General features: G+C 63.5%; 12 protein-coding genes. 3 read left to right on the top strand and 9 right to left on the bottom strand.

Going from position 1 to position 13,322, the window contains the following annotated elements; genetic code table 11:
- On the top strand, positions 1-1,191 hold a 1,191-nt coding region (mauJ, locus tag GSQ90_RS21725), incomplete at its 5' end, for a methylamine utilization protein MauJ (RefSeq protein ID WP_210254943.1).
- A gap of 772 nt (positions 1,192-1,963) precedes the next feature.
- Here the strand turns inward: mauJ and GSQ90_RS21730 are convergent.
- The 6 genes from GSQ90_RS21730 to GSQ90_RS21755 all read right to left on the bottom strand — a co-directional run bounded on the left by GSQ90_RS21730 (position 1,964) and on the right by GSQ90_RS21755 (position 7,812).
- Complete coding sequence (locus GSQ90_RS21730; protein WP_158816978.1) at positions 1,964-3,115, bottom strand: cobalamin-independent methionine synthase II family protein; 1,152 nt, start codon at positions 3,113-3,115, stop codon at positions 1,964-1,966.
- An 879-nt stretch (positions 3,116-3,994) separates the two neighbouring features.
- A complete protein-coding gene (locus GSQ90_RS21735; protein ID WP_158816979.1) occupies positions 3,995-5,167 on the bottom strand; it encodes a Gfo/Idh/MocA family protein in 1,173 nt (390 codons plus the stop codon).
- Positions 5,168-5,190: 23 nt separating this feature from the next.
- A complete protein-coding gene (locus GSQ90_RS21740) occupies positions 5,191-6,249 on the bottom strand; it encodes a sugar phosphate isomerase/epimerase (RefSeq protein WP_158816980.1) in 1,059 nt (352 codons plus the stop codon).
- A 110-nt stretch (positions 6,250-6,359) separates the two neighbouring features.
- On the bottom strand, positions 6,360-6,965 hold the full coding sequence (locus GSQ90_RS21745) for a phosphatase PAP2 family protein (RefSeq protein WP_158816981.1): 606 nt from the start codon (positions 6,963-6,965) through the stop codon (positions 6,360-6,362).
- 157 nt (positions 6,966-7,122) lie between these two features.
- Complete coding sequence (locus GSQ90_RS21750; RefSeq protein ID WP_158816982.1) at positions 7,123-7,491, bottom strand: DUF305 domain-containing protein; 369 nt, start codon at positions 7,489-7,491, stop codon at positions 7,123-7,125.
- A gap of 42 nt (positions 7,492-7,533) precedes the next feature.
- On the bottom strand, positions 7,534-7,812 hold the full coding sequence (locus GSQ90_RS21755) for a metal-sensitive transcriptional regulator (protein ID WP_371418436.1): 279 nt from the start codon (positions 7,810-7,812) through the stop codon (positions 7,534-7,536).
- A 70-nt stretch (positions 7,813-7,882) separates the two neighbouring features.
- Between GSQ90_RS21755 and GSQ90_RS21760 the strand changes: the two genes are divergently transcribed.
- Together GSQ90_RS21760 and GSQ90_RS21765 are read left to right on the top strand one after the other, a co-directional pair.
- Positions 7,883-10,246, top strand: coding sequence for a heavy metal translocating P-type ATPase (locus GSQ90_RS21760; RefSeq protein WP_158816983.1), 2,364 nt, complete (start codon positions 7,883-7,885; stop codon positions 10,244-10,246).
- Between the two features lie 129 nt (positions 10,247-10,375).
- A complete protein-coding gene (locus GSQ90_RS21765; RefSeq protein ID WP_158816984.1) occupies positions 10,376-11,272 on the top strand; it encodes a PhzF family phenazine biosynthesis protein in 897 nt (298 codons plus the stop codon).
- A 5-nt stretch (positions 11,273-11,277) separates the two neighbouring features.
- Here GSQ90_RS21765 and GSQ90_RS21770 read toward each other — a convergent pair whose 3' ends face one another.
- From GSQ90_RS21770 to GSQ90_RS21780, 3 genes are read right to left on the bottom strand one after another with little or no spacing between them, the layout of a single operon-like run.
- Positions 11,278-11,772: a hypothetical protein gene (locus GSQ90_RS21770; RefSeq protein WP_158816985.1), complete on the bottom strand. Its 495-nt coding sequence runs from the start codon at positions 11,770-11,772 to the stop codon at positions 11,278-11,280.
- 29 nt (positions 11,773-11,801) lie between these two features.
- The gene (locus GSQ90_RS21775; RefSeq protein WP_158816986.1) at positions 11,802-12,317 is read right to left on the bottom strand and encodes a hypothetical protein; all 516 of its coding nucleotides are present in this window, start codon (positions 12,315-12,317) and stop codon (positions 11,802-11,804) included.
- Positions 12,314-12,970, bottom strand: a complete 657-nt coding sequence (locus GSQ90_RS21780; protein ID WP_246731712.1) for a nitroreductase — start codon at positions 12,968-12,970, stop codon at positions 12,314-12,316. Before GSQ90_RS21780 ends, GSQ90_RS21775 begins: the two co-directional genes overlap by 4 nt.
- Positions 12,971-13,322 lie beyond the last annotated feature (352 nt).

Consider the following 13,322-nt stretch of genomic DNA (forward strand, 5'->3'; position numbering starts at 1 on the left):
ACACTTTCGCCTGTTGGCGGTCCCAAGGGCGGCTTCCACAACACGAAGTCGCTTATCGAGGCGATGACGCTATTACTTATGGATGCCGGCGCGCGGGAGAGTTTGATTGCCGTACGCGTCGTCGTGGGCGAAACAGGAGTAAATAGCACCGGCGGAGCCGTGTTCACGTATGAGCGTGAGGGCGCGCGGAAGCAGGCGTTCTTCATGCCGCGCATGGCAGTCTCCCTCATGCGAGAAGGAGCTGAATCATCATTTGATTTTGAAAGGCAGCTTTTCTCGCCTGCGAGCCGAGAGATGAGCTTCGGACAACCATTCTTCGTGCGTGTTGCCAGCGCGATGGAGATTGCAGCCTGTCATCCGGGCGAGCCCACCAGCGATGGTTCAGAATATGAAGAGGAGGAAACTAAGCAAGCGCTTTGGAAGAAACTAGGCGTGACGCCGCACTCGCGGTTTTTGAACATGGCCGCCGACAATCACGTAACCTGGCCACGTGAACCCACCTTGGTGAGGTTTGATGGCTATCATTTCGTGCTGATGCCGCGCACACGGGATAAAGTTCAATCCGTTCATATGGACCTTACGGGAAACCGGCTCGACGATAGCGGCGCCACGACTGTGATACGCCGCTTTCTCAGCGTCATCGCGTGGTGCGACGACAATTTTGCCACGCTCGGTTTCGGATGGTCCGGCAACCCGGTGCCGGTGCCAGTTGCAAAGCCTGAACTCGCATTCCGGACCACGCCGCATTACATCTTTGATCGCAAAATGCCTTCGACGCCGGAAGCGCGTCGTGCGCTCGCGCTGTACCGTGAGGCACTGAACGCGGAGCATAACGCGCTCATTAGCTACGCCGTTCTCAATTACTACAAGATCATCGAATTAACGCAGCGGGACCGGGGCGCGACGAGGAACTGGTTTCGAGATAATTTCGATTATGCTCGCAGTTTTGAGTATTTGAAACGGCCATTGAATGACTTTGACAAGCTGCGCGGCGCGACCGAACCGCATGAGTACATATACAAATCCTGCCGGATTGCGGTCGCGCACGCGGGCAAGGATTCCAAATCTGATCCTGATGATGCAAGCGAGTTGCGGCGGCTATATGTGGCGGCCCGCATCATGCAGGTACTTGCCCGCCACTGCATCGAGGCAGAGTTAAAGATTTCTGATTGTATGTTCGATGGAACCTGAGGGCGAGAAATCAGAAAATCCAGTGGTAGCATCCGGTCGTTGGGCGCGACTGGCGGAAGCTCTGGCCTGACGCCGAAATGGCGCCGCTATTTTGGTCGGCGCCCAGCTTTGAGGCCCTCATCCGACCTTCGCTGACGCGAAGGCCACCTTCTCCCGCGAAGCGGGAGAAGGGAAGGCGCGCGGAGCCCTTCTCCCGCCTTTGGTGGGAGAAGGTGGCCCGACGAAGTCGGGTCGGATGAGGGCGCTCGCCGTAGAGCGCGGCCTCGCTTCGCCGCCGGGCGCCCGATTGTCGCGCTTGATCCCGTTGTTGTTCTGGACAGCGCGTTGGCATGCGAGTCCTATGATTGAAACGGGGTCTTGAACCGCCGCGCTTTTGCGTGGCGCCCAGCTTTGAGGCCCTCATCCGGCCTTCGCTGACGCGAAGGCCACCTTCTCCCGCGAAGCGGGAGAAGGGAAGGCGCGCGGAGCCCTTCTCCCGCCTTTGGTGGGAGAAGGTGGCCCGACGAAGTCGGGTCGGATGAGGGCGCTCGTCGTAGAGCGCGGCCTCGCTTCGCCGCCGCGCGCCCGATTGTCACGCCTGATCCCGTTGTTGTTCTGGATAGCGCGTTGGCATGCGAGTCCTATGATTGAAATGGGGTCTTGAACCGCCGCGCTTTTGCGTGGCGCCCAGCTTTGAGGCCCTCATCCGACCTTCGCTGACGCGAAGGCCACCTTCTCCCGCGAAGCGGGAGAAGGGAAGCGCGCGCGCCTTCAATCTGGCTAACCCGGACCGCTACCCCGCCTTCGGCCAGTATTTCTTCGACGCGAGGCGGGCGCCTTCGGCCATGGCTTTGAGCTTGGCGTACGCGACGTCGGGGTCGACGCCGCCCATGCCGACGTGGATGGAAAAGCCGCAATCGACGCCGGCGACGATATTCTCGCGGCCGCAGAGGTTAGCGTAGCGGTCGATGCGCTGGGCCACGACTTCGGGGTGCTCGATATAGTTCGACTGGCACTCGATGACGCCGGGCACCAGCACCTTGCCTTCGGGCAGCTTCACCTCCTCGAACAGCTTCCATTCATGCGCGTGGCGGGGGTTGGCCGCCTCGATGAGATAGGCATGGGGCTTGGCCTTCCACATCAGGTCGATGACATCGGCGAGCGGCACGTCGCAATGGTGCGGGCCGGGATAATTGCCCCAGCACATGTGCATGCGGATTTTCTCCGCCGGGATGTTGCGGACGGAATGGTTCAGCGCCTCGATGTGAATCTGGAACACCTTGCGAAAATCGGCGAGGCTCGCGTCCTGATAATGGACGTGGCGGCCCATCGCGAGATCGGGGCAATCGAGCTGGACATAAGCGCCCGACGCGGCGATGGCTTCATATTCGTGGCTCATCGCGTCGGCGATGGCGAAGACATAGGCCTCGTGGGTCGGGTAATATTCGTTCTTGAAGAAGAAGGAGATGACGCCGGGCGAGGCGGCGGCGGTGAACATCTCCTTCGCCCCGGCGGCTTTGGCGGCGGCGCTCAGACGATCCATGTCGCGCTTGGCGGCGTCGAAATCCGAGACGGCGATCGGGGCGTTGCAGCCGGGCGTCTTGCGGTATTTGCGGCCGGGATCGCCCGTCACCCGGGCCGCGATGCGGGGGAATTCCTTGAGGTCGGCGAAGGGGAAGCTATTGGAGGAGCCGCCAAAGCCGGTGAGCCGTTGCAAGACATAGGTGGCGTAGCTCGGCTTGGACATTTCGCCGTCATTGACGATATCGACGCCCGCCTCGACCTGCCGGCTGACCGATTCGGACACCGCCGACGTGATGCGCGCCTCGAGCGCGGCGGGGTCGACCTCGTCACCGCGCTGGGTGGCGATGACCATTTCGATGAGATCGTCGGGCCGGGGCAGACTACCGGTATGGGTCGTCAGGAACCGGTCGACGCTGTGCATGGCTCTCTCTCCTCCCAGGACGCGGGCCGCGGCGGCAATCTAGGCGAAATGGGCGGGTAAGCCCAGCGATACGGTGTTCGCTCGCTCAAGGGCTTAGGCGTCGCGGATGCCATCGTCGTGCTCGGCGTCAAGGTCAAGCCGCTTCGCGGTCGCTTCGCTCAAGGCGAATGCTTCGCATTCGCCGGACTTGACCCCTCCGCGCGCCGATGGCGTTTGGCTGACCATGCTGTTTTGGTGAGCGAAGCGGCCTCAAAAGGCCGCTCTCGCGCACCAAAATAGCATGGATGCCACTTGTCGCGCCGACGAGGCGCAGTCACCCCGAAGGGGCCGTAACGAAGTGGAGAAGCGGCCGCTTGGCCACTTGACGGCGACTCGGCGGCGTGGCCCCTCCCCAGCGCGCCTCAACCCGGCAGCAGGGCGCTCGAACCGGCCGGGGAGGGGCGGGCTGGCGGGTTGGATATTCTGATTTAGAGAATAATTTATTTGAAAATTGCTTTTTTCAGATATATGATTGCGGGCGGTTCGTCCGGGTGGCTAGGCCAGATGGCCTGTCGCCTTGCGCGCAGGCAGGGCGCAAGGGATCGCGGCGAACCGAACGGTGGAAGCGGGGAGCAGCGACAAAAAAAATCGGGTTTTTCTCTTGCAAGCCCTTGATATCAAACGATGTGACCAGAAAAAAATTTGCAGGGGGATAGAAGGGACGTTGATATCATTGGGATATTTTTTTGCGGCGATGCTTGAGTCGAGCGTTGCAAGGGTTTTGCAAGAGGGGCGAGGGTTGCGCCGCCCCTCATCCCAAGGCGAACGCGTAGCGTTCGTCCGCAGGCATGCTTCGCATGCCACCTTCTCCCCGCTGCGCGGGGCGAAGGGGCGCTGCGGCTATAACTTCGTCCACTTGCCGTTGGCTTTGGACGATTTCACCGCGGCTTCGATGAAGGCGAGGCCTTTGACGCCGTCGTCGATGGTCGGGAAATGGACGCCTTTGGGCGGCTTCTTGCCGGAACGCGCGGCTTTGATCGCCTCGGCGATTTCGCTGTAGATATTGGCGAAGCCTTCGAGATAGCCCTCGGGATGGCCCGGCGGAATGCGCGTGACGCGCGCCGCCGCGACGCCTGAATCCGGGCCGCCGCGCGTCACGATGCGGGTCGACTGGCCGAACGGCGACCACAGCATATGGTTGGGCTCGGTCTGCACCCAACTGAGGCCGCCCTTGGTCCCGTAGATGCGGATGCGCAGGCCGTTCTCATTGCCGGGCGCCACCTGGCTCGCCCAGAGCGCGCCGCGCGCGCCATTGGCGTAGCGCAGCATGATCTGGACGTTGTCGTCGAGCGCGCGCCCGGCGCCGAATGAGGTGAGCTCGGCGCTGAGTTCGACGACGTCGATGCCGCCGATGTAATCGGCCAGATTATAGGCATGGGTGCCGATATCGCCGATCGCGCCGCCGGCGCCCGAGCGCTTGGGGTCGACGCGCCAGGCGGCCTGTTTGTTGCCGGTCTTCTCGGTCGCTTCGGTCATCCAATCCTGCGGATATTCGACCTGGATCAGGCGGATGTCGCCAAGATCGCCCGCCTTGACCATTTCGCGCGCGCGCCGCACCAGGGGATAGCCGGTGTAATTATGCGTCACCGCGAAAATGAGGCCCGATTTGTCGGCGGCGGCCTTGAGTTTCTTCGCCTCGGCGAGCGATGTCGTCAGCGGCTTGTCGCAGATCACATGAATGCCGGCTTTCAGGAAGGCGTAAGCCGGCCCGGCGTGCATGTGGTTGGGCGTGACGATGGCGACCGCCTCGATACCGTCCTTGCGCTGGGCTTCCGCCTTGGCCATCGCTTCGAAATCGTCATAGATCCGGTCGGCCGGCAGGCCGAGCGCGGCGCCCGAGCGTTGCGCCTTCTCCGCCGTGGAAGAGAGCGCGCCCGCGACGAGTTCGTAATGATCGTCCATCCGCGCGGCGACGCGGTGCACCGCGCCGATGAAGGCGCCTTCGCCTCCGCCAATCATGCCAAGGCGAATCCTGCCGCCCTTGCCCGCATCGCTGCGTCCTTCAATAGCCATGGTCGTTTTCCCTCGATCTTTGTTCAGCGCAGCCCGAGCGCGCGTTTGATCAGCTTCTTGTCGACGCCGCCGCCGGCGAAATCGTCGAACGCCTTGTCGGTGACGCGGATGAGATGATGCCTGATGAATTCAGCGCCTTCCCGGGCGCCGTCTTCGGGATGCTTGAGGCAGCATTCCCATTCCAGCACCGCCCAGGAGGAATAGCCGTATTGCGCAAGTTTTGAGAAAATGCCGCCAAAATCGACCTGTCCGTCGCCGAGCGAGCGGAAGCGGCCGGCGCGCTCGATCCAGGAGGCGTAGCCGGAATAGACGCCCTGGCGGCCGGTCGGGTTGAACTCGGCGTCCTTGACGTGAAAGGCGCTGATGCGTTCGTGGTAGATGTCGATGAAGGCGAGGTAGTCGAGCTGCTGCAGCAGGAAATGCGAGGGGTCGTAGTTGATCGTGCAGCGCTTATGGCCTTTCAGCGCCTCGAGAAAACGCTCGAACGTGGCGCCGTCGAATACGTCTTCGCCCGGATGGATTTCATAGGCGATGTCGACGCCGGCCTCGTCATAAGCGTTGAGAATCGGCTTCCAGCGGCGCGCGAGCTCCTCGAAGGCGGTCTCGATCAGGCCGGGCGCGCGCTGCGGCCAGGGATAGACATAGGGCCAGGCCAGCGCGCCGGTGAAGCTGACGCTCGCCGTCAGGCCGAGATGCTGCGACGCCTTGCCCGCCATCAGGACCTGATCGACCGCCCATTTCTGGCGCTCGCGCGGGCGCCCATGCACTTCGGCGGGCGCAAAAGCGTCGAACGCCTCGTCGAACGCCGGATTGACCGCGACAAGCTGGCCTTGCAGATGGGTCGAAAGTTCGGTGATCGCGAGGCCATGGCTTTCCGCGATGCCGGCGATCTCCTCGCAATAGGTCTTGGATTGCGCGGCTTTGGCTAGATCGAACAGCCTGGCGTCCCACGTCGGGATCTGAACGCCCTTGTAGCCGAGCGAGGCCGCCCATTTGCAGATCGCGTTGAAGGAATTGAACGGCGCCACGTCTCCCGCGAATTGCGCCAGAAAAATCGCCGGTCCCTTGACGTTGCCGCTCATGCGTTTCCTCGTTTGTTAAGCTTCTTATCGTCGCGCTTATTAGCCTTTGGGCGCGTCCGCCGTCCATAAAATCCGATTCCGGCCGGATTCGCCAGTCATTCGCTCAAGTTCTACGAAACCGGCCCGCACAGGTTCAGCAATAGATTGAGCCGCAACGCCACCGCTTCGATGAGCGGCTCCGCCGTCCAGCGTCTGGCGAAATAAAGGATGATCGTCAGCAGGACGGCGCCCGTGGGAATTCCCCATGCGACCGCGCGCAACGATATGGCCAGGGGACGCGGCGGCCCGCGCAGCGCGTGGAACACCAGAATCGAAATCATGCCGATGCCCAGGCCGACCACGACATCTGGAAATGTATGCGCCCCGACGACGACGCGGCTGACGCCGATGAGAAACACGAACAAAGCCGCGACGGCGTAAACACCCATTCTTGCCCAAGGCGGCCGGCCGCCAGCGATGACAAGCGCCGCGCATCCATAGAAAACGGCGCTGAAACTGGCGTGCCCGCTTGGACTTTCAACGCCGAACGCGGCGACGTTCGATTCACAAGCATGAAAAGCAAGCTTAGCGACGAGCGTCGCAACGAGACAGACGGTGAGAGCCGCGACGAAGGCGAGGGCGTCGGCGCGCCGGCCAAGCCAGAGAAGAAAACCGAACAAAGCCAGCGAAGCGGGAAAGAGAATCGCGCTGTGACCCAAACCGCCGATATGCGACATCCGCGCCTCGTTGACTTCTGCAAACCGGATTCGGCACCCCGACGGAAATCGATAGACGATTTCCATCAAAGTCCAGCGCGGTCTTTGAAATGTGCGCGATCACGTTAACGTTTGCGCGGATCGGCAAACGTGGCCCTCAAGAGCCGAACCCCGAGAGCTATTGGCCATTCCTGGCGAGCCAGTCCTTCATTTCGGCGATTTCTTTTTCCTGCGCCGCGACAATGTCGGCCGCCAGTTTGAGCAATTGCGGATCCTTGCCGTATTGCAACTCGACTTTCGCCATGTCGATGGCGCCCTGGTGGTGGGGCATCATCATCAGGACGAAGTCTCGGTCGGGCCTGCCTGTGGGCTTAACCATCATATTCTTCATCATCGTCTGCATGGAATCCGTGAAAGCTTTATCGGCAGGGCTCGCCGCCCCCTTCATCGCCATGCCTTTCATCGCGTCGGGCTGGGCGTCCTGCGCCAGCGCGAGGCTGGGCGCAGCGAGCAGGAAAGCGGCGAGAGGGATCAAGCGCATAGGCATAGCAATTCTCCGTTTCGATGTCGTTCGGCGCCAATGCTCGCGTCACATCTTGCCGAGCACATGCATGAGTTCCGCAATTTTCTGACGCTGCTCGTCGCGATCGCCGGCGGAAATGGCGTGCTCTACGCAATGGGCGACGTGATCCTTGAGAACCTCGTCCTCGACGCGCTTCAGCGCCGCGCGCACCGCCGAGACCTGCGTGATCACGTCGATGCAATAGCGATCGTCTTCGACCATGCGGGCGAGGCCGCGCACTTGTCCCTCGATGCGGTTGAGGCGCTTGAGGCAGGCGGTTTTGGCGTTTGGCTGCATGCTTGCCATATACCTCATGGGGGTATATTACACAAGGCCCCTCACATACCCATCAGGGGTATTGGATACGGAGATTGGCATGACGGACCACGCCCACCATCATCATGCGCACGGTCCTGCCGATGGCGGCCATCGAGAAGGGAGCGCTGAAATCGTCAGGGATCCCGTCTGCGGCATGAGCGTCGATCCCGCTGCTTCGAAACATCGCGCCGATTACGACGGCAAGACGTTCCATTTCTGCTGCAACGGCTGCCGGACGAAATTCGAGGCCGATCCCGCCCGTTACCTCGTCGACGCTGGCGAGAAAACGGTAAAGGCGGCGCCCGAAGGCGCCATTTTCACCTGCCCGATGCATCCCGAAATCCGTCAGGTTGGCCCGGGATCGTGCCCCATCTGCGGCATGGCGCTCGAGCCGTTGGATGTCGCGGCGGCGGCCGGTCCCAATCCGGAACTCGCCGACATGACGCGACGCTTCTGGATCGGGCTCGCTTTGTCCGTTCCCGTGTTCCTGCTGGAAATGGGCGGCCATCTGTTTCCGCCGATTCATCGCGTCCTTCCGGCCGCCGCGTCGGCCTGGATTCAACTGGCACTGGCGACGCCGGTGGTGCTGTGGGCTGGCTGGCCGTTCTTCGAGCGCGGCTGGCGCTCGCTCGTCACGCGCAACCTGAACATGTTCACGCTGATCGCGATGGGGACCGGAATCGCCTGGGCTTACAGCGTCGTGGCGACCTTGGCGCCGGGCGTGTTTCCCTTGGCGTTCCGCGGCATGGACGATAGCGTCGCCGTCTATTTCGAAGCGGCGTCAGTCATTACCGTGCTCGTGCTGCTTGGTCAGGTTCTCGAATTGCGCGCGCGCGACCAAACCTCCGGCGCGATCCGCGCGCTGCTCGATCTTGCGCCCAAAACCGCGCGACGGCTGAATCCCGACGGCGGCGAGGATGAGGTGGCGCTCGATCTCATCAAGGCGGGCGACCGTCTGCGCATCCGCCCGGGCGAGAAGGCGCCCGTCGACGGAACCGTGCTGGAGGGCCGCTCGGCGCTCGACGAGGCGATGGTGACCGGCGAGTCCATACCCGTCATGAAAGCTGCCGGCGACATCGTCATCGGCGGCACGCTGAACCAGACCGGCGCTCTCATCATGCGCGCCGACAAGGTCGGGCGCGACACGATACTGGCGCGCATCGTCCAGATGGTTTCGGAAGCCCAGCGTTCGCGCGCGCCGATCCAGCGCCTCGCCGACCGCGTCGCCGGCTGGTTCGTGCCGGCGGTGATCGCGGCGGCGCTAATCGCTTTTACCGCCTGGGCGACGTTCGGGCCGGAGCCGCGCTTCGCCTATGGGCTCGTCGCCGCGGTCGCGGTGCTGATCATCGCGTGTCCCTGCGCGCTCGGCCTGGCGACGCCGATGTCGATCATGGTCGGCGTCGGACGCGGCGCCGGGCTTGGCGTGCTGATCCGCAACGCCGAGGCGCTGGAGCGTCTTGAAAAAGTCGACACATTGCTCGTCGACAAAACCGGCACGCTCACCGAAGGGCGACCCTCCGTGACCGCCGTCGTGGCGGCTGAAGGCTTCGCCGAGGATGAATTGCTGCGTCTCGCGGCCGGCATCGAGCGCGCTTCCGAACACCCGCTTGCGCGCGCGATCGTGGCGGCGGCGGAGGCGAAGGGGCTCGTGATCCCGACGGCGCAAGACTTCGACGCGCCGACCGGCAAAGGCGCGCGGGGTAATGTCGAAGGGCGTCCCATCGTGCTCGGCAATGCAGCCTATTTGAAGCAAGAAGGCGTCGACGCCGCTCTGCTTGCCGACCGGGCTGACGCTCTACGCCAGGACGGCGCGACGGCGATCTTCGCGGCTGTCGACGGCAAGCTTGCCGGCGTCCTCGCCATCGCCGATCCCGTCAAGGCGACGACATCCGCCGCGCTTGCGGCGCTGCGCGAGGCCGGGATTCGCGTGGTGATGCTCACCGGCGACAACCGCGCCACGGCGGAAGCGGTCGCGCGGCGCCTCGGCATCGTCGATATCGAGGCGGATGTCCCGCCCGAGTGCAAGAGCGCAATCGTCGATAAATTCAAGTGCGAGGGCAGGGTGGTCGCGATGGCGGGCGACGGCGTTAATGACGCGCCGGCGCTGGCGGCGGCGGACGTCGGCATTGCGATGGGGACGGGGACGGACGTTGCGATCGAAAGCGCGGGCGTGACCTTGGTCAAAGGCGATTTGATGGGGATTGTGCGCGCAAGGCGTTTGTCCCAGGCGACGATGGCGAACATCCGCCAGAACCTGTTCTTCGCCTTCGTCTACAACGCCGCCGGCGTGCCGATCGCGGCGGGCGTTCTCTATCCTGTCTTCGGAATCCTGTTGTCGCCGATCATAGCGGCCGCCGCCATGGCTTTGTCCTCCGTCAGCGTCATCGGAAACGCCCTGCGGCTGCGCGTCGCGAGGCTTTGACGACGAGACTGACGAGACGGCGCCGCTGCTGGACTGCGCCCATAAAGTGAGACACGTTCATTGGGTGAGCCTCCGAGGAATGTTCATGTCGGATCAATCGCAGCGCGCTCTCGAACTGAGTCCAGCTTCATGACCCCACAAGTTCAACTCGTCAGCGTCTTCGCCGCAGGTCCGCACGGCGGCAATCCGGCTCCGATCGTGGCGGACGCCTCGGGCATGTCAGACGCGGACATGCAAGACGTCGCTCGCTTCTATGGACACGAGAGCGGCTTCGTGTTGCCGGCGCCGGCAGACTCGGGCTGCGATTTCGCCGTCCGCTTTTGGGTGCCCAACCACGAGATGGAGATGTGCGGTCACGCGACGGTCGGCGCGGTATGGCTGCTCCTTCAGCTCGGCAGGCTGCCCCGCGACCGGGTCTCGATCTGGACCCGCAGCGGGCGCGTGGACGCCCATGTGGATGGGCAGCGCGGGGATGCGCGGGTCGAGATCACGCAGCCCCAAGGCAAGGTCGCAAGATTGCCAGATGGCGGGGACATGGAGGCGGAAATTCTTTCCGTGTTGGGCATTGCGTCGAACGAACTGGCGCCTCTCCCCATCCAGAACGCCTCGACGAGCCGGGTGAAGACCCTGGTTCCGCTCAAAAGCGCGGCCGTGCTGGACGGGTTGTGGCCTGACTTCCAGCGCGTGGAGAAGCTCTGCGAGCGTATCGGCTCGACCGGTCTTTATCCCTACGCGCCGGCCGACCTTGAGGCTCGGGTGTTCGACGCGCGCCAGTTTCCCAAATCGTCGGGCTACCCGGAGGACGCGGCGACCGGCATTGCCGCGGCGGCGCTCGCCTTCGGCTTGCTGGAAAACGGCCTTGTCGAGGCTGACGACCGACCGATTCGGGTGCGGCAGGGCCGGGCGATGGGCCGGCCGTCGGAGATCGCGCTGCGGTTCCGGCTTGACGCTGCGGGCCGGGTGCTGGGCTGCTGGCTTGGCGGCAGCGTCCGGCTGGAGGCGGCGGGCGTTACGACGCCTGAGTGAGCAGCCTACCGCGCCGCCGGCCTGCGGCACAGATTGGCTAGTTCGTTGGCGGCTTGGATGGTTTCCGCGCCGCGGCCGCCGCCAAGAAGATCGGAAGCCGCGCGCTCCAGTGCGCGCATGTCCGTTGCGCGCGCGGCCCCGATCAAAAGCATCAGCTTTGCTTCGTCGCTCGACAGGCGAAGGCAGGACCACGGCAAATAGGCAAGATCAGGGTCGCGACGGCGACGGACGGCGCGGACAAGGCCGGCCGCACGGGCGACAAACAACGGCCCGTCGATAGGGCCGACGGCTTCCTCCGCGCAGCGATGCGCCGCTTCCCAGCACTCGGCGTCGCCATGGGCGTAGCCCGCTCCGATAAATCGCACCAGCGAGAGAAACAGGGCGGCGAATTTGTCCGGCTGCATTTCGTCGCGATGCGAGGGCGTTCGAACTTCGCTCCCGGCACGCGAAAATTTCGGCGGCGTAACGTCGTCGAGGAAGACTTCCTCGGCTGCGGTCAACGTCCCTTGCATCCGCATGACGCGCACCTTCAGTGCAGCGTGCGCGATCCGACCGGCCAGGTCCGCATGGCCATCGTATCGGGCATCGGCGCCGGCTCGGCCTCGCGCAGCAGCATCGTCAGGCCGGCCCTCTGAAATAGCCGCCCCATCGCGGCCACGGGGATCAACACCCAGTCGGCGGCTGGACACGGCAGCCAACGCGCGAACTCGCGACGCGCGACCTCGAGCGCGCCGGACTGCGTCGCGGCGACCGCGCGCAACAGGAATGTTTCGCTTGTCGAGACGCATGGGCAACCCATGCCATGAACCTCGACGGGCGAATGGGCGGCGCGCGCGAAAGCATCGAGCAAGGCCTCGAGCGAAAAGACGGCGTCGCCGACGCCGAAATGTCCAAACACCTGCCGCAATTCAGCGATGCTCGGCCGACCGAGCTTGTGATGCTGCGCCATCGCCCGGAAGCCCCAGATGAAGAGGCGCTCCCCGACATCGAGTTGCGAAAGAGCGCCGATGGATCCCGTGCGGGGGGACGGGCTGACGTCACTCACGCAGCCCCCCATGTCGTGACGCGCTTTTCGAGGGAAGGACGGGCGCGTTCCTGTGGCCGCTCGACGATCGTGCCGATCGGAATAATGCCCGCGACCTTCTCGCCTGGCCGAACGCTGAGAAGCCTCAAGGCGGCGGGATCATAGGAGGCCCATCCGCTGAGCCAGGTCGCGCCATAGCCCAGCGCAGACGCCGCCGTCATGAGGTTCATGCAGACAGCGCCGGCGGACAGGACTTGCTCCCATTCGGGAATGCGCGCCGCGGCGTCGGCGCAACTCACCACGATGACGACGAGAGGCGCCGCGGCGAACACGGCCTTGATTTTGCGGACCGCGAGATCGGCGGCCGCGGGCTCTCGCGGCGCATTGGCCTCGAGAAACGCGTTCGCCAGCCTGCCGCCCAGCTCTTCCCGCGTCGATCCTTGCACAAGAATGATGCGCCAGGGCTCCAGCGCGCCGTGATCGGGCACGCGCATGGCGATGGTCAGCAACCGCGCAATTTCGTCAGCGCTCGGTCCGGGTTCCGCAAGCCGCAGCGGCGTGACGGATCGGCGCCGCTCCAACAGGCCCAGGAGCTGCGCATTGAGAAGCTCGGCGTCGCGCGGCGCCCTTTCCGCGCCCGGACCGGCCTTGGCGTCGGGACTATCAAGCATCATGTCGTCCTGTCTCCCCCATGCGTCGAATTAAGCATCTCGGGAAAGCAAGTCAATAGAAACGGCAATATATGGAAATGTTCTAATGTATATATTTTGAATCATTCAAAACTATATCGATGAATACAGATTGTAATGGTTTTAATATTCGAGATTGAATACGAATGGCGACGCGATATAACTTATGGCGTTGAGAATATTGTCTTTCAAATGCAATTTTGCACCTGATTTGCGCGGTCGCTCAGCGTCATGCCGGTTTGGGGGGCTTTTGGCGATGACGCACCGTAACCCCATGACCCAGGACTGGTAGGCGTCGAGCAGCCGAGCATGGCGCAGGCAAGGCAAAGCCCGCCCG

The sequence above is a fragment of the Methylocapsa sp. S129 genome, assembly GCF_009765995.1.
Classification (GTDB): Bacteria; Pseudomonadota; Alphaproteobacteria; order Rhizobiales; family Beijerinckiaceae; genus Roseiarcus.